The sequence below is a fragment of the Photobacterium sp. MCCC 1A19761 genome (assembly GCF_037389125.1).
Classification (GTDB): Bacteria; Pseudomonadota; Gammaproteobacteria; order Enterobacterales; family Vibrionaceae; genus Photobacterium.
Window position 1 is genome coordinate 252,379 of sequence record NZ_JAZGTF010000002.1, and the last position, 26,088, is coordinate 278,466.

Sequence of the window (26,088 nt, forward strand, 5' to 3'; positions counted from 1 at the left end):
TATGAAACGGATTTTGCTTTGTCTGCTGATGGTCTTATGCCCCGTCTGGCTCCAAGCCCAAACGCTGGCACCGGGAGATGTGGTCAACATTCAGCTTCCGGGAGAGGAAGCATTCAACCAACCTTTCATCATTAGCGACAGCGGACAGCTGCTGCTGCCCGAAGTGGGGGCAGTGTCCGTCGCCGGGATGGATGAACAGCAGGCCCAGCAACAAATCCGCCAACGGCTGGCCGCGGTGTACCGGAATCTGGATGAGTTTTCCCTCAGCTTGCTCAGCAGTGAAATCCGGGTTCGCGTGCTGGGCTATGTCAACCAACCCGGCACTGTGACACTGGCAGCCGACGCCAATATCCAAATGGCCCTGACCGCAGCCGGCGGGCTGAAACCCGGCGCCCAGCTCGATAAGTTGCAACTCACCCGCGACGGGCAATCCCGGCCGCTGAATTACAAATCGTATCTCGATAGCGGCGATCTCAGCTTGCTGCCGGCGCTGGAAAGTGGCGATACGGTTTTCGTTGCCGCCTCGCCGCAACTGGGCAATGTCGAAATCCAGTTCGATGCAGCCTCACTGGTCGAAGCCGGTGACGCAGAGCAACAGAGCGGACTCACCCTGTTCGGTGAATTTCGCAATCCGGGCACATTCAGTTTCAAACCGGGCATGAGCGTGGTCGATGCCGTCATGCGCGCCGGCGGGGTCACGCGTTACGCCGATGTCACCAAGATCCGGGTGATCACCAATAACCAGCCTACCCTATTCGATCTCAAGGCCTATTTAGACTCCGGCAAGACCGAGCAGTTACCGCCCATTCAACCCGGCAGCATTATCTTCGCGCCTATCGAAGTCGAAGAGATCAGCACCACCCAGCGCACCGTGTACATTATGGGGGAAGTTCAGGCGCCCGGCGCATATGAAAACAGTACTGGTGCCGGATTTATGGATGTGCTGGCCAATGCCGGCGGGCCGACCCGGTTTGCAGATACCACCCAGATCCGGGTACTGCGCGAAAACGGGCCGGCCCTGTTGGTTAACCTGGTGCATTACAGCCAGAATCCGGCCCGCCATCCTTTGCCGGACTTGCGTCCGGGGGATGTCATTTTCGTGCCGGAGAAAATTGATTTCAACGAAAAGTCCTGGCTGAAAGTTACCAATGATCGGGCGATCAAAATCATCGGGGCGGTGTACAACCCCGGCCGGTTTGAATGGGAGAGCAGCATGAGCTTTCTCGATGTGCTGGCCCATGCCGGCGGGCCGAATCAGGAAGCCAACCTGGCCAATATCCGGATCCTGCATCAGGGCAGCGGCGACAACAACCTGACCCGCTTCAACCTGGAAGCTTTCATCAATCAGGGCGGGGACTTTGCCACCCTGCCGGTGCTCAAGGCGGGTGACACCATCATTGTCGACGAGCTGCCCAAAGATCCCACCGATAACAAAGCCAGTTGGGTTCGCCAGTCCGCCGATGATTCCATTTACGTCTTCGGTCAGGTCGGCGCGCCGGGCCGCTACGCCTTTAACCGCGAGCTGGGTATTCTGGATATTCTGGCCGCCGCCGACGGCCCCAACGGCGATGCTAACCTGCGTCAGCTGCGCATCAGCCACCGGGACGGCCCGACCGCCAGCGTCAGCAAATTTGACCTGGCCCTTTATTTCGAAACCGGGGATGAATCGCTCCTGCCCACGGTCGTCCCCGGAGATGTGATTTATGTCCCCAAGCTCGATGCCGACTGGCTGGATAAACCCGCCGATAAAGTCGTCCGGCTGATGGGAGAAGTCACCACCCCCGGCCGCTACACCTTCAGCCAGGAAATGTCACTGCTCGATCTGCTGGCCGAGGCCGGCGGCCCGACCGAGAATGCCTTTATTGAGCGGATCATGATCGTCAACACCTCCTGCTGCGGCGATGAATCTCAGTCCTTCAACCTACGCGACTATGTCAACGACCCGGCGGACCATCCCCTGCCGATGTTGCGCCCGGGGGATACAGTTTATGTCCCGAATAAAGAAGACTCTGCGCCCTCGCAACTGCGTCAGGGATTGCGGGATGTGTTATCGATGGTGACCTTAATTGTACTGGGAGCAGCCCTATGACCCCTTGGCTCAGTCAGGAATTTGATTTGTTGTTTCAGCAGGTGTACCAGAGCGGTGCCCGGGTGATCACCCTCGCCGGGGCTAGCCGGGCGTGCGGCACCTCAACTTTGTGTCGCTGGCTGGCCGAGCGTCTCAGCGGTGAAAACGCCAATGTGCTGCTAATCGATTTCGATTTCAGCGGGACCGGCCAAGGGATCCCCCCGGCGGAGTGGTCGCTCGACGGCACTGGTCAGCGCGAGGCGATCTATCAGCCCAACAGCCATCTGGCGATCCTGCCGCGGCCCAGCTCGCCGGCGACGCTCACCAGCCTGCGCCAGCCGCAGTGCCTGAGCCAGGCGGTTGCTGCCTGGCGGGAGCAATACGATTTTGTCCTGTGCGATGCCGGCACCGTGTATGTAGCCAACTGGCAAAACCTTTCAGCAACGGCGATCGGGTCAGCCAGTGACGGCGCACTGCTCTGTGCCGCCGCCGCAAAAACACCGGAAAATAGCCTTTTCCAGAGCATCAAACGGCTGGAACAGGGGAAAGTGACGTGCATCGGGACTATAATCAATGACTTGCACTACCCGACGTTAGCCAGCGAGATCACCCGGGTACTGAACAGCCGGGGCAGCTGGCTGCCGCGTCGCCTGCGCCAGCGGCTGACGGAACGCATCAACCGCAGCCCGCTACTACAAGGAGAGTACCAGTTGTGAAGCAATGCCTGCTGAGTCACCAGTTTCCAATTTCATTTGCTGCCCTGGCCGGGATCCGCCAATACCTCAAGCGTCAGCTGAACCTGCTGCAAATTGCCGGTCCGACCGCCCAGGCGGTCGAGCTGGTCACCACCGAATACATCACCAACCTGCTGCGCCACCAGCAGCAGCCACCGGTGCATGTCATCCTGCGTTTTTACAAGCAACGCCAGGCGCTGATGTTCGAGATTGAAGATGACGGCCCCGGCTGGGCGTCGATGGCCGAGCGGCTGGCCCAGGCCAGCCTGCCAACCGAACTGGCCGCCGACGGCATGGGGCTGGGGCTGATTGCCACCTTGCTGCCTGATCACCAGTATCACTACCTGCCGGGGCAGAATTGTCTGGCCTTTGCACTTCCGGACACGCTGTCGCTGCCGACCGTCTTGGTCATCGATGACAGTGTCAGCCAACTGACCCTGCTGCGCGAATACCTGAGCCGGGATTATCAGGTCGTCACGTTCAGTACGGCGACCGAAGCACTGACCTGGCTGAGCGGAAATGAATGCCACCTGGTGATCACTGACCTTCATATGCCGAACATGTCCGGGTTTGAGTTTCGTCTTCAGGTCGGGCGGCTGCCGAAACATTCGCTGCTGCCTTTTATTTTCCTCACCGGCGATGAACTCCCGGCGACCCGCAACCGGGCAGTCACACAGGCCATCGACGATTACCTGATAAAACCGGTCAAACGCGGGGTGCTCCTCGACAGCCTGGCCCGGGTGCTCTCCCGTCACCAGAACCTGGAAACCCTCTATGAACAAATGCTGCTGAACAGTCTGTTGCCGCAACTGGCGGAAACCCCGGCCGTGCCACCGAGCTGGCAGATCCTGCATCAGAGTTACCCGGAGCACAGCGGCGATTTTCTCCTGTCCAGAACGTTCGATGACGATCGGACCATGCTGGTGATGGGAGATCAGATGGGACACGGACCGGTTGCCCGAGCCAACGGTGCCGCCTGGATTGGCTATATGCAGGGCTTGCTCAGCCATCCCGATATGACGCTCTCGCGCTTCATGGCGCAGGTCAACCAGGAGCTCTATCGCACCGGACAGCGCCTGCCGCATCTGATGTGTCTGATGGCTCTGGAAATCGACGCCACCGGCACGCTACAGGTGATCAACGCCGGTATGCCGCCCTACATCGTACAACAACAGGGGATCCCAACCGCGCAGTCACACAATCTCGGGTTACTGGGGATCGATCCGGTCATCGACGCTGAGATCCAGTGTTACCAACTGGCCCCCGGCGACAGTATCCACGGCTTTAGTGACGGCATCGCCGAGCAGGTCAGCGAACTGACTGACGCAATTGCTGCCGCCGATGCGCCGCCTCCCGTCACCGGCGAAACACTGCATCAGTGGCTGTGGCACCAGGAGCTGTTATCAGATCAAGGGATTATGCAGGCACACAACTCGCCGGAAGTTCAGGACGACCGGAAGCTGCTGACGCTGATCAAGCGCTAACGTTAGCAATGATGGTTGCGACAGAGGCACTAAAACACCAAAACGCCAAAACGCCAAAACGCCAAAACGCCAAAATATTATGGCCCCGGTGATACCGGGACCGCTTCATTGAAATGACCACTCAGGACAACTGCGCCAGCTCACTCAGCGGGCGTCGTCTGAGCCGCAGCGGCTGTTTCAGCAGACGGCTGCGCCGGGCGGTAACGGTAAATCGCCTGATACTCCCGCCACAACGCACCGGCACTGAATTGGGTCTCCACCCGATGTTGCGCCCGGCGCTGAAAATCCTGCCACAAGCCGGGCTCCCAACCGGCGATCACATCAATCAGCGCCGGGATCTGCTGCCAATCGGGCTCCGGCACCAGAAAGCGGTGATCGACCAGATCGCTGAGTTGCCCCACCTGCGTCGCGATCACCAAGGTGCCATGGGCCATCGCTTCAATCGCCGCCATCGGCAACCCTTCCTGCCGCGACGGCATGACCAGCACATCAATGGCTGACCAGTAAGCCTGCATCGACGCCACAGCCCCATGAACGATACAATTCGGTGCCTCGTTCAGCAATGCGGCTTGTGGCCCATCGCCAAACACATGCCATTGATGATCCGGAAACAATCGGGCACAGGCCAGATAGCGGTCCAGCCCTTTTTCATGGCTCAGACGACCGACAAACGCAAATCGTAACGGGGACTGAGCGCCGGTGCGCTCGGTGCGCGGAAGTACCTGCCGGGTATCGATAAAATTACGGACCACCTTGCAATCCCGGCCTACCCGTGCCCGGATCGATTCGCTTACCGCCAGGTTATCCGACAGCGGCGCGGTGAAACGATTGAGCCATTCATAGCAACGGACTTTGCGATCGCCGGTTTCCCCGGCATGGAAGGTCGTCACCACCCGAGCGGCACACAATGGCTTGAACAGCCGTGCCAGCACACTGGCTTTGTAGCCGTGCGCATGCAGGGTATCCGTTGCTGCCAGCTCCGACAGCATCCGACGCACAACGGTTAACGAACCTCGGGCAAAACGATAGCGAACTCCGGCCTGTGCCAACCGGGCATACAGCGGATGCCGGGGATAATGGCGGAAGAACATCACTTCAACCGCCACTTGTCGCTGGTGCAGCATCATGGCTAGTTGCAGCACATGCGATTCAATCCCGCCGAAACCTGACGAGTCTAAAAACAGCATCACTTTCATCACAACCTCCTGAACCCAAGCCCGTCTTGTTGCCCCAATGCCAGTCCATTCGCTTCGGGCGCTGACCAGCGTTGGATCATGGCCAGCAATTGTGCTTTGCGAACCGGTTTGGTCAGGTAGTCATCCATCCCGGCTGCCAGGCTCTGTTGCTGCTCTTCTTTCATCGCATGAGCCGACAAGCCGATAATCGGACACTGGTGTGCCCCTGACTGCGCTTGCATGGCCCGGATCGCTGCCGTCACTTCATAGCCGTTTTTGATCGGCATCGAAATATCCGTCAGCACCAAATCCGGCTCGACCTCAGCATAGAGGGCAATCGCTTCTTCCCCGTTTTCCGCCATCACCAATTCCGCCGGGGTATGCGCCAGCATTTTCTCGACCAGCAATCGGTTAATCGGACTGTCTTCTGCCAGCAAGATGGTTAACGGGCCGAGCGCTTCCGGTATCTCACTGTCACTGGGTTGCGCATCTGACAGCCCCTGGCCCGTGCTTGGCAGCTCTTGGCTCATGCTTGACTGCTCCCGGTTCATACTTGACTGCCCCGCAAGCGATGTCCGGGTAAGTAACCTATTGTCCAGCAAAGCGACCAGCTTGGCGGCGGTAACCGGCTGGTTGAGCACCAACCAAGGCCCTGACTGCGCCGGTGATTCGTCAACCGGCCCATGGCCCAGCACAATCAGCGGGCGCTGTGTGCCGACCCGGCGGCACCAGAGCATGTTGCCGGTCAATGTCTGCTGACAGACCACCACCAGGGCGGCCTTGGGCACCCCACCGGCCTGCTCGACCGCTTCCACCGACGGGAACAATGCAACGTCAGCCCCCAGGATCTCCAACGCTTGCCGGGTCACCTGTTGCCGCGGCGCATAGGCGTCAATCACTACCACGGATTGTCCGGCCAGGATCGGCGCTTCCCGGCAGACGGTCTCCCCTTCATGCGTCAGGGTCAGCTGAAATGAAAAACACGACCCTTGCCCCGGTGTGGAGCGCACCGTCAGCTCTCCCCCGAACAAGCCGACCAGGCGCTTACAAATCGCCAGGCCCAGTCCGGTGCCCTGATATTCCCGGGTGGCAGAATTATCCACCTGCTCAAATTTATCCATAATATGCGGCAGGCGCTCGGCAGGGATCCCAATGCCGGTATCTTCCACCGCAATGCAGTAGCGGCTTTGATGCCGACCGCTCGCTTCTTCGGTCACACTCAATGTGACATGGCCGGACTCGGTAAACTTGAGCGCATTGCCAAGCAGATTGATCAGCACTTGGTTGATCCGGCCTTTATCGCCCATCACCCGGCTCGGGAAGGCCGGAGGTAATGCCAACAACAAGTGCAGCCCTTTCTGCCCGGCCTGATAAGCGCATAGCGCCAGCGCGTGCTCACACACCTGGGGTAAATCGAACGGCTCATGCTGCAAGGTCAGCTTACCGGCTTCAATTTTGCTGTAGTCGAGGATGTCATTGATGATGGCGACCAGGTTGTCCGCGGACTGATGGATCAACCGGAGCTGGGCCTGATGATGCGGCTCGGTGATCTCTTCCAGCAACAGCTCACTGATCCCCATGACCGCATTCATCGGCGTACGGATTTCATGGCTCATGTTGGCGAGAAATTCAGACTTGGCCTGAGTCGCTTTGGTCGCACTCTCCAGAGCCGCTTCCAGCTGTCGTTCGACCCGGTGCCGCTCGGTGACATCCCGCTGCACGGCAATAAACCGTTCTACCGCCCCTTGTTCATTGAACACCGGTGAGATATCCAACTCGACCCAGTACGGCATGCCCCGCTTGTGATAATTGAGGATCTCAACCCGCACCGGCTGGTTGTCGGCCAAGCAGCGTCGAATCGCCGCCACCGTTTCCGGATCTGTGTTTTGCCCCTGCAACAACCGACCGGGCGCTTGACCATTCAGTTCCGTCAGGCTATACCCGGTCAGTTGCTCAAAAGCACCGTTGACCCAGGTGATCCCCCCGTCGGCATTGGTAATAACAATGGCATCCCGGGCACACTCCGCGACCTGCGCCAGCTCTTTCACTTTGGCGGCTAATGCGAGCTGATGCCGGTGCTCTAGCTCCAGCGCCTGCTGAGCTTCCGCCAGAGAGCGTGACATCCGGTTAAACGCCTCGCTGACCCGGCTAACCTCATCGTTGCCGTTGATTTCAATTTGTGTTCCCGGTCCACAGCGGCCAACTTCCTCCACTCCGCATTTAAGGCGATCCAGCCGGGTCATCAGGTATGTCCCCAAGGCAAAAGAAAACAGGGCCACCAGCACCATTTCAATCCCGGCCAGGGTCAAGCTGGACTGGGCGACATGATTCAGCAGTTGCTGCAAGCCATCGACCCGAACGCCCATTTCGACCAGGCCGAAGCTGTGATTGCCAATCCGGATCTCGCTGGCGACATCATAAACCTCATCATGGGCATCAACTGGCTTCACCTGCCGATCCACCCCCTGATAGTCACCGTGAACCGCCAGCTCTGTCCCGTCGCCATCCGTGATACGGATATAAGCCAGATTATGCTCACTGACAATGGAGGCCGCGAAGCTGTCCAGATATGCGAGATCGGATGCCAGAACCGCATCGCGCGTCGCTTTGGCAAACACGCTGACCAGTTGCCGACTACTGGTTTCCAACCGCTGCTCATTGGAATCTTTCAGCCAGTGCATCCCGAAAACAATCAGTACCGCCAACACCAGCGCCTCGATCAGTGCGATCCCGAGGATCGTCTTCATTCGCAGTGTCATCGCTCATCCTTATTGTTAACGCCGGATCCCAAGTGCGGCCACATCATCCCAGTCCTGGTCCGCTGCCAATTGCCAGCCCTTGATATTGAGTTGAGAGAAAGCCACCGCAGCTCCTGCGTGTTGATCCAAGAGCGCAATACTTTGCCGAAGCCGGGAGACTGTCGCGGCGTCCAGTTTGGGGTGATACGCCACTGCGTGGGGGGTATAGCGTGCAGTGTGGTGGATCACCGTCAATTCGTTCCGCAGCGCATCCGGCAAACTGTTGAAAGTTCGGATCACACCGCCTCCGGCCGGAAACAAACCTTTTGCGACCGAGAGGTAAACCGAATCATGAGAGCCCACATACTGGGGCTGATAGTGGATCCCGGCGGCATCGAGCTCAGACTGAGTCAGCACGGTGGCCGCAAAAGCCCGGGGGGCCGGGAAGGCCAGGGTCTGGCCTTCCAGCTGCGTTAAATCCCCCTGCCAGTTTTTTTTCGCCACCAGAATCCCGGTGATCCGCTTATCCCTGGCCCGTGCCAGCGCCCGATAACCCGGCGACTGATGGAACAAGGTGAAGTGATAAGGATTCATGTAGGCCAGATCGTACTCGCCGGCCTTTAACCGGGCTTCGAAGGTCGGAATATCCGGCGCCGTCGCAAATCGAAATTCGACACCGACAATGTCACCCCACACATCCAGCAGCGGCATCCACTGGGCCGCCAGTCGAGCCGCCGACTGCTGAGGCACCACCCCGAACACCAGAACCGGCCGCGCCGCCAGCACCGGAAGCGACAGCATCGAAAGCAACAGCACTGCCACCAGCAACAGGGAACATCTCAACAACCAGCGTCGGTTTTGCCTTTTCATGTACATGTCGCTCTCCTGCCTTGCTCGGCCTGTGGACCGGTGTTGTTCACACCGGACGGCTCTCACATTCGATTCAGGAAAGTCTCAATTTCTGTGCCAATCTGGCTGAGGCGGGCGACCCGCAATATTCCGGAGAAATCACGCTGATTTAGGGCCCGAAAAATAACGGCTGGATAAAAATAGAGTCTTTGCACTTCAATATTGCGAACTGTCTCGCATTAAACCAGCAATTTGCAACGCGATATTCAGTGCGACTCACCCCGAAAAATTTCAGAATCGCAGATGGTTTTACACACGCCAATGATTCTTCACGGCTTTGTATTTCACTTTCCTGTAATTATTCAGCTTGTTATTTCATCGATATGGAATAGGTGTCGAATAATATTCTTTTCGTTGATTGTTTTCGGGAAAATTCCGGGCAACATCGATTTTTGTATATACACTCTATATACAACGTAAAACATTTGCTGAGGCTTGGCTGCCATGGCCGAAAAGACGAAACGGATCAAATTTGGCAAGAAAGACAGCCAGCTGGTGATCAGAATTAACAGTGAAGAGCGGGATACTTTTATCTCGCTGTGTGAACAATTGGATACGAGTGCCGCACGTGAAATTCGCCGCTTTATTCGCGGGTTTCTCGCCGAGCACCAGGAGGATGCGCCGCCTGCACTCAAACCATAGTGACGGCAAACCATAGTAACGGCAAACCATAGTAACGGCGCATCCGTTCGATTCGCAGCCGTCGGCCCTGGGCTCCATACATCCCGCGGGCCCGCGGCAAACGCGAACTTGACCGGCCATCGGGCCGATTTACTCACGAAGAAAGGAGATACAACAATGGCAAAAGTATCAAAGAAAGTGAAATCACTGAAAAAAGAGATCAAATCACGCAAAGCTAAAGTTGCCAAGCAGCAAGGCAAACTGAAGAAGCTGAAAAAAGCGCTGAAAAAAGCCGCTTAAGTGAATCTCTTACCATCACCTCGGCATGCAGCGCCTCTGCCGAGGTGATGGTACTGGGATAGCGCAAAGCCCCGGTTGTCGCTGATGCGACGGCCAATGGCTGAGACCATCTGATTTAAATCCCCCAGCCATTGTGCAATGAATCACCACCTGATCTTCCCCCCAAACCGTTGCAACTTACGTGTCACAATTGCCGCTTACAATGCGTCTCGCCTTACAGAGAACCTCATTGAACCGTAGCGAGATCACACAGGTATGTGTAGCACCCGAAACGAAACGCTCAAAGAAGCGATCACCCGAATTTACTCAGCATTTCCGAATCTGAGCTACAAACCGCGTCCCGATGACGTGAAATTACTGGCAGCCTATATGAAAAGTCAGAGCAGTGATTACCCGGCCAGCCTGGACTTTCTGCTCAACGTCAGCAACCGGGAAATCGAGCTGGAACTCCTGCGCCATAAGCGACATTGACCACCAACGTCACGCCCCTGAAAGCACGCGGCACACCTCACCTTGTGAACTTGTGAAGTGACTCCCAAGACTGAAATATCTTACTGTCGCGGCTTTCCTCCCCATTTCTCCGCTACCGGCCCCACGACGCGTCCCCTCCGGAAATAGTCTGAACGGGTTCGCCCTTGCATGTCTCCGTTGATTTATTTAATTTGATAAAAAATATATTCACCCTTTACACATAAAATTGAAAAAATACGCCAAGGGAATGACACGAAACGCTTTAACGGCAAAAGAAATATTATCAAACCTATTAATAAAAGCTGGTTCAAATATATTAATTTCGCCTATTGAAATTAATGAGTAACAAGACCAAAATAACCCTCAAGCAACACCCGAGCAATAACTTCAGACAGTATTCCCAATAAAGTGAACTGTGCCTAAAAACAGCCTTTCATTTTATTTCCAAACAGTTTTAAAACCTGCAACCTCAATGGAGTTAACAAGCCATGAAAAAGCGTATTTTTGATCTTACCCGCCAGGACATTGCGACCATGGGCCGGAAAGAAATCGTCAATTGCATCAAGATTTCTGAGGGTCGGACCATGATGGTCGAAAATGTGGTGTCGATGGAGCCCCCTCTGGATCTGGTCTCCGGGGCTGAAATCGCCGCTGCGTTCGGAGCAGATATGATCACGTTGAACGTGCTGGACCTGCTGGATCCGCGGGCGGCCGTAAACGGTGCCGAAGCGCATGGCGTGGCTGACCACTTTACGGTTGCCGATCTGAAGCAACTTTCCGGTCGTATCCTGGGTTGTAACCTGGAGCCGGTTCCTCAGGGCTTTACCGACATCACACCAGGACGTGCGCTGAGCGCCGAGACTGTTGAGCGTGCCGTTGAGCTGGGCCTGAACTACATTATGCTCACCGGGAACCCGGGGATGGCCGTGTCCCAGGAAACCATCCTGGATGCAATTGCCCTGACCCGCTCAATCTCGAAAGACATCGTGATCATTGCCGGTAAGATGCACGGTGGCGGTGTCGGCAACGACTACAACACTGACTTTATCCCGCAGTTTGCTGAAGCAGGTGCCGATATCATGATGTTCCCGGCGCCGTTCACCACCCCGGGGATGAATCCGGCCCTGGCGACCTCACTGATGACTGCCGTCCACGAAGCGGGCATGCTAGGCATGCTGGCAATCGGAACTTCTCAGGAAGGGGCGAGCGAGAGCTTCATCGAGAAAGTGGCTTCCGAATCCAAAGGCGCGGGTGCTGATATCGTCCACATCGGTGACGGCGGCTACGGCGGTCTGGCAGTGCTGGAAAATATCATGCGGATGGGCATCACCATCCGCGGCCGTCGCCATCAGTTCAAACGTATGGCGAACCGTCGTTAATCTCGCTCGGCTAACAGCGCGCTTTCGACCCACGTTGAAAGTATGCTGCTCCAACACAAAAAACGCCTCCGGTTTCGGAGGCGTTTTTTATGGGCCGTGTGCCTTGGCTGAGCACTGTGGACCAAGGAGATATTACGACTAGAAGCTGATGGGCTTACGTCCAGTGGCCTGATCCGCGGGGCCTGATTTTTTCGGCGACGCTTGTTTACGTCCGGCCGATTTCGACGCCGGTTTAGATTTCGACGCCGATTTAGGTTTAGACGGCTTTGATGGTTTCGGCTGCTGTTGCGCTCTTGCCGGCTTTGTTGCTTTCTCGACTACAGGACTCGGCGGCACCTCAGTCACCGGCTGATCACAAATCACTAGGTAGAACTCTTCATTAAACTCGATCACATCCCCGTCATAAACTTTACGACGTTTGCGTTGCTCGAGTTCGCCGTTGACCGCCACATAGCCTTCCGCAATGGCAAACTTGGCTTCTCCCCCACCGCTCACGGCATTGGCAATTTTCAGGACTTTGTAGAGCTCAATCGGTTGACTGGAGACTTCAACCCCTAACGCTTCTACTTCGTATTCATTTTCATGATCAGACATAGGATTAACCGGAATAAATAGTTTCGCCGTAGTTTACCCTATTCAAGCCAACCCGCACACGGAGATTTCCCAGCCGAAGTCGCGCGCCGATCGCCATCGCATTGACATCGCATTACCGCCGAAATCCACCAGCCCGGCGTCTACGCCTCCCACCTCCTCCCTATCCGCCGAAATCGGGGGTGATGTTTTTTTAACCGCATTGCGACAGCATAAGCGCCACATCCATTGTAAGAGGCCCCAACCATGCTGATTTTCAATAAAGCCTATGTGTTGATCCCGTCCCTGACGGAAACCTCCCCTGCGCACACTGCGACCATGCATATGCCAAGAAATGCTGCTCAGACACCGGCGACCGACGCATTATCAGCCAACGTCCAACCTGCCCCCGTGCAGACTCAGGCGCTTCATCGCGAAGCGCTGCGACAAACCCTGCTGGCCCAGGCCCAGCTGGCCGGCGGCTTTTAAGAACCGACTGTATCCGGATTAGCGAAGGCATAACGCCTTATTCGTCCCATCGCTGCTGCCTTGATGGCGAACTTTTAACCGGTGGTGCCTCGCATTTCAGGCAAGAGATCTGATAGGCTGGAGCTGAATTGAAGATCTTATCAAGAATGAAATGAAAGGATTATGTGATGACCCGATGGCTATGGTCTTGCCTGCTCATTGCCCTGCTGGCGCTGCCGACTTGGGGGGAGGAAAGGTACGCAGAGGAAAGTATTTACGATAAACCCCTGATGGAGAGATACGTTCTGGATGAACTTAAATCCCTGCGCCAGGACCAACAGGATTTAGAGCGGCGACTGACGATTCAGATCACTGACCGCGAGCTTGGCGTTGCCGATAAGTCCATGAACTATGCCAACGTCACAGTCACCTACTTCTTCTATCTGATTGCCGGTGCCGCGTCACTGTTTGCCCTGGTCGGCTGGCAATCGCTGAAAGAGCTCAAAGAGAAAACCACCCAGATGGCTGACCGGCAGTTGGATGAAATTGCCCAGCAGTATGAGAAGAAATTTCAGTTGCTCGAGCGGGATCTGAAACGAAAAACCCGGATCATTGCCCAGAACAACAAGGAAATAGAAATCATTAACGAGGTCCATAACCTCTGGCTCCGGGCACAGAGCTCACAAACTGCCGAGCAGAAAATCGAAATTTATGATGAAATCCTCAAAATCCGTCCCGGCGATTTAGAAGCCCTGACCTACAAAGCCGATGCTGCGATGGAAATCCGTGAATTCCACTGGGCATTAAGTATCTGTAACCGGGTGCTGGAAGTCGACACCACCAACGCACACGCGCTCTATCAGCGCGCCTGTGCCTTCGCTTGTCTGGGTGTGGAGGAGCAGGCGATTTCTGATCTGGAACAGGCCATTATCGGCAGCGCGTCACTGCGCGAGCTGGCCAGCGAAGAGCTGGACTTCGATTCACTGCATGGCAATGAACGATTTGAAGAGCTCATCAATCCGTCTGAATAATCCCTGAGGCAGCTGGCTTGGTCGGCTGCCTCTTTGGGTTGCGTCCCTTCCTGCCACGCTATCATCTCCGTGCCCACTCCCCCGTGCTCGCCGTCGCAAAGCCGCTCCTGCCGAATCCCGGCGATCGATGGTTGGTTGTCGCACCAAAGTTTATCTTCACGACAAATTTTATTCGTTAGACTCACACACCGTTTTGCCCGTTAATACGCGCGACGCAACAGGCGTCAGGTGTGGCTCAACTTGTCTGTTCAGGTTGGGCCTTGTTTTTGGCTATGCCCCGATGTGGCAATCCACCGGGCATCTGCTGACTGAGAAGATAAGTGGAAAACGTATCCAAACTAGATAGCGTTCGTGCAGATTACAACGTTGATTACTGGAGCCAGGGATTCTTTGGCATTGATGACACCGGCGAAGTTTATGTTTCGCCAACCTGTGACAAAACACGCGGACTGGCGCTCAGCAAAATCGCCAAACAAATCGAAGCAACCGGCTTAAGCATGCCTGCTTTGGTACGTTTCCCACAGATCTTACACCAACGCGTGCACAACATCTGCCAGGCATTCAACCAAGCGATTGAAGAGTATGATTACCCGAATCACTACCTGTTGGTGTATCCGATCAAGGTCAACCAGCAGCGTGAAGTTGTGGATGAGATTCTGGCCAGCCAGGCGCAGTTGGAAACCAAACAACTGGGTCTGGAAGCCGGCAGCAAACCAGAGCTGCTGGCCGTCCTGGCGATGGCGCAAAAAGCCAGCTCGGTGATCGTGTGCAACGGCTATAAAGATCGCGAATATATCCGTCTGGCACTGATTGGCGAAAAGCTCGGCCACAAAGTGTTTATCGTGCTGGAAAAGATGTCCGAACTCGATCTGGTGCTGCGTGAAGCGGCCAGCCTGGGGGTCAAGCCTCGGCTGGGGATCCGGATTCGCCTTGCTTCTCAAGGCGCCGGAAAATGGCAGGCCAGCGGTGGTGAAAAATCCAAATTCGGCCTGTCAGCCTCGCAAGTGCTACGTGTGATCGCGCGCCTGAAAGAAGAAGATCAGCTGGATGCCCTGCAACTGGTGCACTTCCACCTCGGCTCGCAGATGGCAAATATTCGCGACGTGCGCAACGGCGTGAACGAGTCGGCGCGGTTTTACTGTGAACTGCGTTCCATGGGCGCACAGATCCAGTATTTCGACATCGGCGGCGGACTTGCCGTCGACTATGACGGCACCCGCAGCCAGTCCTCCAACTCGATGAACTACGGGTTGGCAGAATACGCACGCAATGTGGTCAGCACCGTCAGTGACGTTTGTCAGCATTACGAGCAGCCGATGCCGGTGATTATCTCCGAGTCCGGCCGCTCGCTGACCGCGCATCACGCCGTGCTGATCACCAATGTGATCGGGACAGAAAGCTATCAGCCGGAAACGGTGGTCGAGCCGCTGACGGATGATCCGGTGCTGCTTCAGAATATGTGGCGTAACTGGGAGATCCTGCAGGATGACAGCAATGCACGGGCGCTAATCGAGATCTACAACGACACGCAAAGCGATTTGTCGGAAGTCCACAGCCAGTTTGCGATGGGACTGCTCAATCTGGAACAGCGTGCATGGGCCGAGCAGTTATCACTGCGGATTTATTTCGAGCTGAGCCGGAAAATGAACACCCGGAACCGCTTCCACCGGCCGATCCTGGACCAGCTCCATGAGCGACTGGCGGACAAGTTCTTCGTCAATTTCTCCCTGTTCCAGTCCCTGCCGGATGCGTGGGGGATTGATCAGGTGTTCCCGGTGCTGCCCCTCTCCGGGCTTGAGCGACTGGATGATCGCCGGGCGGTGATCCTCGATATCACCTGTGACTCGGATGGCGCCGTGGAGCAATACGTTGAAGGGCAAGGCATCGAAACGACGTTACCGGTTCCGGCCTGGACCAAAGACGAAGAGTACCTGATGGGCTTTTTCCTGGTCGGTGCGTATCAGGAAATTCTGGGCGACATGCACAACCTGTTTGGGGACACCCACAGTGTGGTGGTCAACATCGACTCGGACGGTGAGGCAGAACTGACCCTGATCAACGAAGGCGACAGCGTGGAAGACATGCTGCGTTACGTCCATATTGATGTCGAGCAAATCCGCGGCCATTACCGCGAACTGGTTGCAGCGCGCGTGTGTTCGAATGAACAACAGGCGATTCTGGATGAGCTGGAAAACGGCTTAAACGGATATACCTATTTAGAGGACTTTTAAATGAATGATTTGTTTACGAAAACTGATTATTCTCTGTACTCAAACGCCATGAGCTTTCTGCGCCGTCCTTACGTGCGCAACCCCGTCGACACGGATGCGGATCTCGTGGTCCTTGGTGTCCCGCTGGATATGGCGACCTCGGGCCGCCCGGGCGCGCGCCTGGGGCCCGACGCAATTCGCCGCGCGTCGGTCAACCTGGCGTGGGAAAGCAAGAAGTACCCGTGGGACTTCAACCTGTTCGAGAAGGCCAACGTGATTGATGTCGGTGATCTGGTGTTTGATTGCGGGGATGCCGAAGATTTTACTTACCGGCTGGAAGCGGCAACCGGTGAAATTTTAAAAAGCGGTAAAACCTTGCTGGCGCTGGGCGGTGATCACTTTATCACCTTGCCGATCCTGCGCGCCTCCGCCAAACATTATGGTGAGATGGCTCTGGTGCATTTTGACGCTCACACGGATACGTATGCTAACGGCAGCGCCTATGATCACGGCACCATGTTTTATCATGCGCCCAAAGAAGGGCTGATCTGTCCGAAGCATTCGATTCAAATCGGTATCCGGACGCAATATGAGCAGAAGCAACACGGGTTCAACGTCATTGATGCAAGCCAGGCCAATCAGATGAGCGTGGAAAGCATTGTGGCACAAATCCGCGATGTGGTTGGCGATAAACCGGTCTATGTCACTTTTGACATCGACTGCCTGGACCCGGCTTTTGCACCGGGCACCGGCACACCGGTCTGTGGCGGGCTCAATTCAGATAAAGTGCTCAATATCATCCGCGGCCTCGCCGGGATGAACATTGTCGGCATGGATGTGGTCGAGGTCTCGCCGCCATTCGACCAAAGTGACGTGACGGCCCTGGCCGGCGCCACCATCGCCCTGGAACTGATGTACGCCTGGGCCAGCGAACGGGAAACCGCAGCGTAATTGTCGTGCGGCGGTCTCTTGAGTACACCGTGCTCAAGAGACCTTACCGGTTCATGTCCGGCAAATCTACATCAAGTCATCGCATTACAACTGTCCCAGTTGCTGCGGCTGCTCAAACAGATAGGTCGGCGCAACCTGACTGAGCTCTTCAACCGAGCCGTAACCCCACAACACCCCGGCTGTTTGCAGGCCATTGCGCTGACCGGCCGTGATATCCACCGCCCGATCTCCAATCATCACCGCCTGCTGCGAAATCACGCCGTCCCGACGTAATTCTGCCAGCTGTTGCCACTTCTCGATGCCGATGTCCCCGCCGCTGACAAATTCAAACCGCTCACGGAGCCCGAACATTTCAAGGATTTTCTCGGCGAAATCCGCCCGCTTGGAGGTACACACCCCAAGCCGATACTGACCGGCGTCCGCCAGTTGCGCCAGAATTTGCGCCATCCCCGGATACAACCGGTTCTCGCGATAGCCGATTTCGGCATAACGCTCGCGGTATTTCGCCACCAGCTGTTGGATCAGGTCCGGATCATGGCTGCCGACCAGCTGGATAAAGGTCTGATCGAGCGGCGGGCCAATATAAGCGGCAATCTCAGCTTCGGGGCAAACCGGAAGATCAAACGCCTGCAACGCATAGTTAAACGAGCGCACAATCCCGTCTTTGGGATCGCTGATGGTGCCGTCCAAATCAAAAATCAGCCAATCATGTTTCACACCACACTCCTTGTTATTCGCGGTTTTTATGCTTATTTCTTGTCCGTTTCTTTCGTACTGCTTTGTCGGGCCCGTTACGAATTGGGCGTCTGGCTGTTATCCGGCGCATTAGTGCCGAATGCTGCGTTCAGCGCCTCGCAGGCCGCCTCAAACGCCGCGGGCAACCGGGCGATCAGCCCATCCCGTAACTCCCCCTGCTTGGCCGTCACTTCCAAATCGAGGCACAGGTGATAGAGCTGCTTGAGCCCCAAGCTCCCGGCTGCCCCTTTGAGGGTGTGGGCCAGGTCTGCCACCAGCGGCGTCTTGCCGTCGTCCGCTGCGGCCTGCAATTTGGCCACCGTCTGAGCAGACGAATCCTCAAACAGCGTGATGAGCTTCAGCACCTGCTTCGGCCCCAGCACTTTGGCATCCGCGGCCAGCACTGCGAGGTCCAAAACCGGGGCCTCCGGCTCACGCATCCGCTCAGGCTTGTCATCATGGGTCTCTGTCATCACTTCTTCCTGCGGTAAAGGTTGTGCCACATCAAGTACCCGGTGCTCCCCGGACAGTACGCTGGCCATGGTTTCCACCAGCTGAATTTCGGTCAGCGGCTTGGGCAGAAATCCGGCGAATCCAGCGGCCAGATAGGATTCGACCTCTTCACGGAACACATGGGCGGAAAACGCAATCATCGGGGTGTACGGGCCTTCCTGTCCATCTTCGAGATCGCGCAGAGCTTTCAGCAAGCTCACGCCGTCGGTATCCGGCAAATTAATATCCAGAATCGCCACATCAAACGCCTGCGCAGCATACAGCGCCCTGGCTTGCTCTCCCGTTTCAGCCACCACCACGTGATGGCCCAGCCGGTGCAAAAAGCCCTCGGCAATCAAGCAGTTCACCGGATTATCTTCCACCAGCAGGACCCGGGCCGCCGCGATATCCTGAATCGAAGCCAGTGACCGGCTCACTTGCTGCCCCTGAGCCAGGCGCAGACGAAACCAAAAACAGCTCCCGGCGCCGGGCCGGGAGCGCACCCCGATTTCGCCGCCCATCGCCTCGACCAGCCGCTTGCTAATCGCCAGCCCGAGGCCGGTGCCGCCCAGTGTCTGTTGCCCGGTTTCCGATTGCTGAAAGGCTTCAAACAAGCCCCGTTGTTCATCGGTGGCAATCCCTACCCCGGTATCTTCCACCAGGAATAACAACTGCTCGGCATCATCCGGATCAGCTTCGACCCGAATGGTGATTTGCCCCTGCTCGGTAAACTTCACCGCATTGCCGACCAGGTTGGTGAGGATCTGCCGCAACCGCACCCGATCACCGAACCAGAACGCCGGCAGCTCGGCACTGATCTCCGTTTCGATCCGGATCCCTTTCTCCAGCGCCCGACTTTCAAACAGCTGATAAACATCCGACACCACTTCGGGCAGGGAAAAGTCCGCCGGGCGGATCTCCAGATGGCCCGCTTCGATTTTCGAGTAGTCCAGCACATCGTTGAGAATGTCCATCAGCGCTTCACCGCTGCGGTTAATCACGTCCAGATATTTTTCCTGTTGCGCGGTCAGCCCGGTATCGGCCAGCAGGGATGCAGTCCCCAGTACCCCATTCATCGGCGTGCGGATCTCATGGCTCATGGTCGCCAGGAAGGCGGACTTGGCGCGGTTGGCCCGCTCGGCTTCGGCCCGAGCCTTGGCATGGTTGACCACTTCCAGATTCAGCTGATTGTTGGCCAGCTCCAGCTCGCTGGTTCGCTGGGCCACCAGCCGCTCCAGGCTGGCTTTATGTTGCTGCAATTCAGCCCGGATTTTGGCCTCGGCCTGGGCCAGACGGTGACGTTCGGCAGCCGTGTCCCGCGCCACCATAATCGCCCGTCCCATCTGGGCCAGCTCATCATCCCCCTGGATCGACAACTCAACATCCAGGTCGCCGCGCGCTATCGACAGCAGCACCTCGCGGTACCGGTTCATCCGCCGGATCACCCGGGCATACACATAGCGCCAGGTGATCAGCACCAGCGCCAGCAAACCGGCCACGGATATCCCGATCAGGCTGTTACGGGCCACGGTTAAGGTCCCCTCCACCACCGAAACCGCCTGCTGGGTTCCCCAGTTCGCCGCCGCAATCAGATCCCCGACCGTCTGGTTCAACTGCTGGAACAGAACCAGGTTTTGCTGCTCCATCCGTTCCACATCCTGCCGGGCGCTCAGCAACTCGCGGGTCAGGGTAAATAGTGGCTCTTCGCGGGCCAGAATATCGGTCTGCGTCACCAGCAGTGCCGAGCGGCTCGGATCTTCTACGGCGCGAACCCGGTGCTGCATAATCGTGGTGGCTTGCCGGTACCGCTCATGTAGCACTTCCAGCGCGCCCTGATTCTCCACCCGGCTGATTTCATCAAGCATATTGATCAGTTGCTGCGACATAAACCGCAGCTCGAACAACCGCTCGGTCAGGTCCATATCCACTTCGACCAGGGTATCCAGAGCACGAAACGCCGCCGGTTTATCGCCGCTGTCTACCAAATCATAGATCCGCGCCACATTGGCCACCGCCGTAGTACTGGCGTTGGACACCTGAGATTGCGAGAGGACGTCGATTTGCTGGGTGGCTGCCGTCAGGACCTTGATCAAGTCCGCCGCCGAGGCTTCCAGTTTGATTTTACGCCCGACCAACCAACCCAGCTGCGCCAGATTATCGACAATATTGCGCACGTCCTGATGCAACTGGTCCATCAACTCCGGGGCAAAGGCATACTGCTCCAGATCCGCCAGGCTCTGCGTCAACTGTTCAATGTGAATCGTCAGCGCTTTTCCCTGGCGATCCCGCTCTGTCTCGGTGGTCGATTTCGCCAGCACCTGCGCGGTGAAAATGATCCGGGTACTGAGATCCGATAACTTACGGGCTTCGGCCAATGCCGGGACCGCCGTGTTAATCACGGTCCGCTCGGTTTTGGCCACCAGCGAGAATCCGGCCACCCCGATGACCGCGGCGGCGATCATCAACCCCGCCATCATCGAAAAGGCAATCAGCAATTTCCGGCCGATGCTGCGCGGCGTGAATGTCATAAATCGACCCAAAGTGTGACACTCCAAAATAACGGCTTTCATTCAGATCATGGCAGATCAATCCCGGTTCGGGTGAACACCTGATCCGGAAGCGTACCGGGCATTCCCCGCAGGAACCCCATCATCTGTATGGCGCTCTAACCAATAAAGCTTTACTATTTTGCCAGCGATAACTGTTGGGATGCTACGAATCATGACAAAAAGGCCGTTATTTTCTCTGTTTTTCAGCCTGTTGTCCTTTTCCGCCTCGGCTGAGGTCTGGGTTGAAGCCAACCGCCCTCCGTTTCATGAACCCCGACAACCGCAGCAGATCCATTATCAGCCCCTGACGCAAGCTTCCAAGCCATGGAAACTGTGTGCCGTCTATCCGCATCTGAAAGACTCCTACTGGCTCTCCGTCAATTACGGTATGGTGCGCCATGCCAGGCAACTGGGCGTTCAGCTCAAGGTGCTCGAAGCCGGCGGCTATCCCAACCTGACCCACCAGCAGGCGCAACTGCAACAGTGCCGCCAGTGGCAGGCCGACGCGATCATTCTCGGCGCCGTGGATCGCCGCGCCTACGCCGGCCAGCTCAGCCAACTGGTCGCCGACATCCCGGTGTTTGCCACCATCAATGATCTGGACATGACCGACTCTGACCTGCATCGGCAGGTCGTCGGCAAAGTCGGCGTCGACTGGTCGAAGATGGGCCAGGCCGCCGGAGAGTTTCTGGCCAAGCGCCATCCGGCCGGCAGCGGCATTGTAAATATTGCCTGGCTGCCGGGCCCCAAATGGCGCGGCGGTACCCACCCGGTCAACCAGGGATTTCGCCAGGCGATTCAAGGCAGTGATGTTCGTATTGTCGCAACCCTGTGGGCCGACAACAGCAAAGAGCTCCAGCGCAACCTGATCCAACAGCTGTTTGCCGAACGGCAGGATATCGATTATATCGTCGGTGGGGCGGTTGCCGCGGAGGTGGCGATCAGCGAGCTGCGCTCAATGGATCAGCTGAAAGAGATTGGGATCGTTTCAACCTATCTCAGTCACGGCGTCTATCGCGGTCTGCTGCGCGGCCGGGTCTTGTTTGCTCCAACGGACAAAATGGCTCAGCAAGCAATGCTGTCCGTCGACCAGGCCGTCCGCTATCTGGATAAACGTCCGGTTGAGCGGGATTTGGCGACCATCATCGAACCACTGACCCCCGATCATCTGCCCGCTCAGGTGATCAGCGATTCATTGTCGCCCGCTGAATTTCGACCCACTTTCCGGATTTCGCCCACCACCCATTCACGTCCGTAGCGCTGTAAAGATCGGGGAAAATACTGTTACCAAGGCGAAATTTCACGATATTGCTATTGTACATCTCCGGTGGCCTCTGATATTAATGACTACAATTTTACCTATCAGTAATACCCGACCCTACCCCAACGTGGAGCGCTGAATGCACGTAACAACCCGTAAAATGAACGCCAGCAAGCATATTGCACTGGTTGCTCATGATAACTGCAAAACCCACCTGTTGCGCTGGGCATCTGAACATCAGGAAAAACTACAACACCATACCCTGTATGCGACAGGCACCACCGGCCACTTGATCTCCCGCGAAACCGGTCTGAACGTCAATTGCCTGCTGAGCGGCCCGATGGGCGGCGACCAGCAGCTCGGCGCACTGATTTCGGAAGGGAAAATCGACATGATGATTTTCTTCTGGGATCCGCTGAATGCCGTCCCGCACGACCCGGATGTCAAAGCCCTGCTGCGTATTTCGGCGGTCTGGAATATTCCGGTGGCGACCAACCGTGCCAGTGCCAACTTCATGATTTCGTCCCCGAAGCTCAATGAAGAAGTCGACATTGAAATTCCGGATTACGATGCTTACCTGACCGAACGTCTCGGGTAATCACACACCTTATGCACTACCCAAGCCTTCCCTCACCGGAAGGCTTTTTCTTTGCCACCCCGCCCAGCCCGCTGTGTTTGGTATATCTTTATCAAATCATAATGATAAATAGCAGGGGTGGATATGAAAGCATGGATCTTAAATCAGCCTGAGGGACCGGACAGCCTCACCCTCGCCCGCGCGGTCAAACCCAAACCTGCTGCCGATGAAGTGCGCGTTCAAGTCGCGGCGGCCGGGCTAAATCCCTTCGATCACAAACTGCTCTACTGGGGTTACGCAACCTGGACTTATCCGCAAATTATCGGGCTGGATATTGCCGGGACCGTCGATCAGGTCGGGCGCAACGTCAGCCACCTGCGTCCCGGGGACCGGGTCCTATGTTTCGCCGATCCGCGCCGGGCCGGCGGGTTTGCCGAATACGCCTGTGTCAAAGCCTCGACCCTGAGTCGGATCCCCGACGCCGTTACGTTCGAGCAGGCAGCGGCCTTGCCGTGTGCCGGTTTCAGTGCCTGGCAGGCGGTCTATGATAAACTCCGCCTCCAGCCCGGCCATAAGGTCGCCATTACCGGTGCCGGCGGTGGTGTCGGCGGATTTGCCGTCCAGCTGGCAAAACTGGCCGGCGCGACCGTCTATGCCATCGCCTCGGGCCGCCATCACCCACGCTTACAGGGCTACGGTGCTGACGCCGTCATTGACCCGGAGACCGAGAACGTGGCCATGCGGTTGATCGAACTGACCGAAGATCAACTGGTCCACGCGGTGATCGATTGCGTGTCCGCTAAGTCCGGCAGCATCATGAGTGCGCTGATCCGATATAACGGCGAGATTGTAATGATTGCCGATCAGTTCAACCAGGTCCCGCTGCTGGCGACCACCAAGGCCCTGAGTCTGCACGAAGTCGCCCTGCATGGCACCTACGCCCACGGCACTCTGGATCATGTTCACCACCTGACGGATATCGGCAATTCCCTGAGCGATCTGGTGGCTGACGGCAAGCTCGACCCGATGATTGGTGAAGTGTTTGCGTTCGAGGAGTTAAAATCCGGGCTGGAAACCCTGAATATGGGCCTGCACAGCGGTAAGCTGGTGCTGCGCATCAGCGCCAAGGACACGCAGCGCTGATGCAGGGGGTGGCTGAAGACCGTCCTAACTGCGGGCGGCTTTCATCCGTTTGATTTTATTCATCACCGGATAGCGTTCATCTATCAGTTCATTGACAAACGGCGAGGTTTTTTCCGGATCGGCACAGACCCAGACATGATGCCGCGCCCGGGTCAGGGCAACATAGAACAACCGCCGCTCTTCGGCATCGGCAAAATGCTCATGCCGTGCCTGCAAACAGCCCGCCAGCCCGGTTTCCCGATCCGGTGCCGGGAACACGCCCCGGTTCACGTCCAGGATAAACACATAATCGGCTTCACGCCCTTTACTGGCATGGCAGGTCATGAAGTTCAGCCCCAGCTGTGGCCACTGCTTTTGCCAGGCTTTGAGCTTGTCCGGGCGCTGGTTATTATTTCGTCCCAGCAACAGCACGGTGGTCGGCTCACTGTGCTGGGCTGCCAGCTGCACCAGTTCCTGCTCCAGCAGGTCCTGACACAGCAGGGTGACGGCCTTGCGCTTTTGCTTTTTGAAACTGTTCAGCTGCTTTTTCAACTGTTGCGGGTTCTGCTGGACAAAGAGATTGGCCACTTCCCCGATCATGCTGTTAAAACGGTAGGTGGTATCCAGCTCGGTGAGGTGACACGCACCGAAGCGCTGCTCAAACCCGGTGGTCAGGTTCACATCCGCCCCGGCGAAACGGTAGATCGCCTGCCAGTCATCCCCCACCGCAAACAGGCTGGGTTTGACCTGCCCGCTGACCGGACGGCACAAGGCTTCAATCAAAGCCAGACGATGGGGCGAGATATCCTGATATTCATCCACCATGATAAATTGCCAGGGCGGGGTAAATTTCCCGTCGGCAACATACTCCGTCGCCTTCTGGATCATGGTGTTAAAGTCAATTTGCTTCTGGTTTTTCAGATGCTGCTGATAAGCCCGGAAACAGGGCCACAACAGCGCCAGTTCACTTTTCATCCGTGCCTGGCTGGCTTCATGGGCCTCGCTTTGCTCGATGCTCTGCGCCAGCTCGGACTTATTCGCCCCGCGCTGACCCAGCAGCTCGATATGACGCCAGATCCAGGCCGCCAGCTGTTCACTGCGGGCCTGCTTCTCCATCGAGTTATCGGCTTTGAATCCGGGGATCCGCCATTGGGTCAGGTGTTTTTGCCAGCGCTTGGCCGATGCCGCCGTTTCCCACTGCTCGGTCAGCATGCCGGCAATCCATCCGGCACGGGCTTTTTCATCCAGCGCCAATGGGGTAACGTTCGGCCGCTCCCCCTCAACCGCCTGGATGATCTGGGTGCCCAGACTATGAAACGTCGCCACTTTGATCTGCTTATTCACCTTCTGGCTCAGGCGCTCGCTCATCTCTTCCGCCGCTTTGCGACCAAAGGCCAGCATCAGGATCGCTTCCGGCTGCGCCACCTGATTGGCCACCAGATATCCGGCCCGGGCCACCAGCACGCTGGTTTTCCCGGAACCGGCCCCGGCCAGCACCAGGTTATGGTCCTGATTGATCAGCACCGCTTCCCGCTGCGAAGCATTGAGCGGCGAGGATTCAAACGTATCGAACCAGGAAGACCATTTTTCGGCTTCCTGCCGCAACCATTGCTGATTGGTTTCCTCGACCCAGTCCTGGTTACCGGCCAGCCAGGGAGAGACTTTCTCAAACGCCATCGGGCGGAATGACGCCGCCAGCTCCTGAGTCAGCCCGGTCATGGCCAGCGACTTTTCCAGGAAGCGAGTCAGTTTGTAGTATTCCGAGGTCCGCAAATAAGTGCGCTGGGTTGCAAACTGATCGATCCGCGCCAGCATTTCAGGCAGCTGCTGATCAAGAGTTTCCACTCGTCCCTGTGCCCAGTGACGATAAGCCTCAAGCAGCACAGCGGCAAATTGTTTGCACTGCCGCCAGGGCAGCCCATGCACCGTCCAACAAAACTGCTGATCGGCCGAGGTGATTTCCAACGCGCCCCACAGGACCCCACGATGCACAGCAATGGCCCCGTCCCAATCGTCAAACGGGATCTCTTCTGTTGCAGTCTGACTGTCCAGGATCAAGCAGTTCTCGCCTAATGCGATGCTGCAAAAATCCCCTTGCACTAACCACTGTGCGAGCCAACCGGCTGTTAAACGCATTGCTGTAACCCAACCCTAACTTCAAACGTCCGTAAGAGTAGCAAGAAGTGTTTTGCTGCCAAAGCGCCGAAACCGTCTTTTGCGTAAAATTTCTGCTAAGAAATCGC

Annotated in this window: 21 protein-coding genes; 14 read left to right on the top strand and 7 right to left on the bottom strand. The window is 56.8% G+C overall.

The features are described 5' to 3' along the window. Nucleotide 1: 1 nt before the first annotated feature. Genes VV869_RS03840 through VV869_RS03850 form a run of 3 tightly spaced genes read left to right on the top strand, consistent with a single transcriptional unit; the run spans nt 2 to nt 4,286 of the window. Nucleotides 2–2,089 carry an SLBB domain-containing protein gene (locus VV869_RS03840; protein ID WP_337733660.1) on the top strand — a complete coding sequence of 696 codons (2,088 nt, stop codon included), beginning with the start codon at nt 2–4 and terminating at the stop codon, nt 2,087–2,089. Continuing rightward, nucleotides 2,086–2,784: a hypothetical protein gene (locus VV869_RS03845; RefSeq protein WP_337733661.1), complete on the top strand. Its 699-nt coding sequence runs from the start codon at nt 2,086–2,088 to the stop codon at nt 2,782–2,784. Before VV869_RS03840 ends, VV869_RS03845 begins: the two co-directional genes overlap by 4 nt. Beyond that, nucleotides 2,781–4,286 (top strand): SpoIIE family protein phosphatase, encoded by a 1,506-nt coding sequence (locus tag VV869_RS03850; protein ID WP_337733662.1) that lies wholly within the window; start codon nt 2,781–2,783, stop codon nt 4,284–4,286. The genes VV869_RS03845 and VV869_RS03850 overlap by 4 nt, the downstream gene beginning before the upstream one ends. Before the next feature lie 140 nt (nt 4,287–4,426). Here VV869_RS03850 and VV869_RS03855 read toward each other — a convergent pair whose 3' ends face one another. Genes VV869_RS03855 through VV869_RS03865 form a run of 3 tightly spaced genes read right to left on the bottom strand, consistent with a single transcriptional unit; the run spans nt 4,427 to nt 9,069 of the window. After that, nucleotides 4,427–5,482, bottom strand: coding sequence for a glycosyltransferase family 4 protein (locus VV869_RS03855; protein ID WP_337733663.1), 1,056 nt, complete (start codon nt 5,480–5,482; stop codon nt 4,427–4,429). Continuing rightward, nucleotides 5,482–8,220: a hybrid sensor histidine kinase/response regulator gene (locus tag VV869_RS03860; RefSeq protein WP_337733664.1), complete on the bottom strand. Its 2,739-nt coding sequence runs from the start codon at nt 8,218–8,220 to the stop codon at nt 5,482–5,484. The genes VV869_RS03855 and VV869_RS03860 overlap by 1 nt, the downstream gene beginning before the upstream one ends. Nucleotides 8,221–8,235: 15 nt before the next feature. Further along, nucleotides 8,236–9,069, bottom strand: a complete 834-nt coding sequence (locus VV869_RS03865) for a phosphate/phosphite/phosphonate ABC transporter substrate-binding protein (protein ID WP_443147289.1) — start codon at nt 9,067–9,069, stop codon at nt 8,236–8,238. 483 nt (nt 9,070–9,552) lie between these two features. Between VV869_RS03865 and VV869_RS03870 the strand changes: the two genes are divergently transcribed. The 4 genes from VV869_RS03870 (at nt 9,553) to VV869_RS03885 (ending at nt 11,879) form a co-directional block, all read left to right on the top strand. Continuing rightward, entirely contained in the window at nt 9,553–9,750 is a 198-nt protein-coding gene (locus VV869_RS03870) for a hypothetical protein (protein ID WP_337733666.1), read from the top strand. 156 nt (nt 9,751–9,906) lie between these two features. Continuing rightward, nucleotides 9,907–10,029, top strand: coding sequence for a hypothetical protein (locus VV869_RS03875; protein WP_261600307.1), 123 nt, complete (start codon nt 9,907–9,909; stop codon nt 10,027–10,029). Nucleotides 10,030–10,284: 255 nt separating this feature from the next. Continuing rightward, a complete protein-coding gene (locus VV869_RS03880; protein WP_337733667.1) occupies nt 10,285–10,500 on the top strand; it encodes a hypothetical protein in 216 nt (71 codons plus the stop codon). A gap of 488 nt (nt 10,501–10,988) precedes the next feature. Next, on the top strand, nt 10,989–11,879 hold the full coding sequence (locus tag VV869_RS03885) for a DUF7916 family protein (RefSeq protein WP_337733668.1): 891 nt from the start codon (nt 10,989–10,991) through the stop codon (nt 11,877–11,879). 138 nt (nt 11,880–12,017) lie between these two features. Here the strand turns inward: VV869_RS03885 and VV869_RS03890 are convergent, their stop codons facing one another. Then, complete coding sequence (locus VV869_RS03890; RefSeq protein ID WP_337733669.1) at nt 12,018–12,473, bottom strand: RNA-binding S4 domain-containing protein; 456 nt, start codon at nt 12,471–12,473, stop codon at nt 12,018–12,020. Nucleotides 12,474–12,716: 243 nt separating this feature from the next. On the opposite strand from VV869_RS03890, the gene VV869_RS03895 reads away from it, so the two are divergent. From VV869_RS03895 to speB, 4 genes are all read left to right on the top strand, one after another. After that, nucleotides 12,717–12,938 carry a hypothetical protein gene (locus VV869_RS03895; protein ID WP_337733670.1) on the top strand — a complete coding sequence of 74 codons (222 nt, stop codon included), beginning with the start codon at nt 12,717–12,719 and terminating at the stop codon, nt 12,936–12,938. A gap of 167 nt (nt 12,939–13,105) precedes the next feature. Continuing rightward, a complete protein-coding gene (locus tag VV869_RS03900) occupies nt 13,106–13,948 on the top strand; it encodes a TPR end-of-group domain-containing protein (RefSeq protein ID WP_337733671.1) in 843 nt (280 codons plus the stop codon). 320 nt (nt 13,949–14,268) lie between these two features. Next, nucleotides 14,269–16,179 carry an arginine decarboxylase gene (gene speA / locus VV869_RS03905; protein WP_337733672.1) on the top strand — a complete coding sequence of 637 codons (1,911 nt, stop codon included), beginning with the start codon at nt 14,269–14,271 and terminating at the stop codon, nt 16,177–16,179. Beyond that, nucleotides 16,180–17,109: an agmatinase gene (speB, locus tag VV869_RS03910; RefSeq protein ID WP_337733673.1), complete on the top strand. Its 930-nt coding sequence runs from the start codon at nt 16,180–16,182 to the stop codon at nt 17,107–17,109. An 84-nt stretch (nt 17,110–17,193) separates the two neighbouring features. On the opposite strand, the gene VV869_RS03915 is transcribed toward speB, so the two are convergent. Both VV869_RS03915 and torS read right to left on the bottom strand, forming a co-directional pair. Further along, complete coding sequence (locus tag VV869_RS03915) at nt 17,194–17,826, bottom strand: HAD hydrolase-like protein (protein WP_337733674.1); 633 nt, start codon at nt 17,824–17,826, stop codon at nt 17,194–17,196. Between the two features lie 74 nt (nt 17,827–17,900). Continuing rightward, entirely contained in the window at nt 17,901–20,864 is a 2,964-nt protein-coding gene (torS, locus tag VV869_RS03920) for a TMAO reductase system sensor histidine kinase/response regulator TorS (protein WP_337733675.1), read from the bottom strand. A 193-nt stretch (nt 20,865–21,057) separates the two neighbouring features. Between torS and torT the strand changes: the two genes are divergently transcribed. The 3 genes from torT (at nt 21,058) to VV869_RS03935 (ending at nt 23,866) form a co-directional block, all read left to right on the top strand. Further along, nucleotides 21,058–22,143: a TMAO reductase system periplasmic protein TorT gene (gene torT, locus VV869_RS03925; RefSeq protein ID WP_337733676.1), complete on the top strand. Its 1,086-nt coding sequence runs from the start codon at nt 21,058–21,060 to the stop codon at nt 22,141–22,143. A 142-nt stretch (nt 22,144–22,285) separates the two neighbouring features. Beyond that, a complete protein-coding gene (locus tag VV869_RS03930) occupies nt 22,286–22,744 on the top strand; it encodes a methylglyoxal synthase (RefSeq protein WP_337733677.1) in 459 nt (152 codons plus the stop codon). Between the two features lie 123 nt (nt 22,745–22,867). Next, nucleotides 22,868–23,866, top strand: a complete 999-nt coding sequence (locus VV869_RS03935; protein WP_337733678.1) for an alcohol dehydrogenase catalytic domain-containing protein — start codon at nt 22,868–22,870, stop codon at nt 23,864–23,866. A gap of 24 nt (nt 23,867–23,890) precedes the next feature. On the opposite strand, the gene helD is transcribed toward VV869_RS03935, so the two are convergent. After that, nucleotides 23,891–25,981: a DNA helicase IV gene (helD, locus tag VV869_RS03940; RefSeq protein WP_337733679.1), complete on the bottom strand. Its 2,091-nt coding sequence runs from the start codon at nt 25,979–25,981 to the stop codon at nt 23,891–23,893. Between the last annotated feature and the right edge of the window lie 107 nt (nt 25,982–26,088).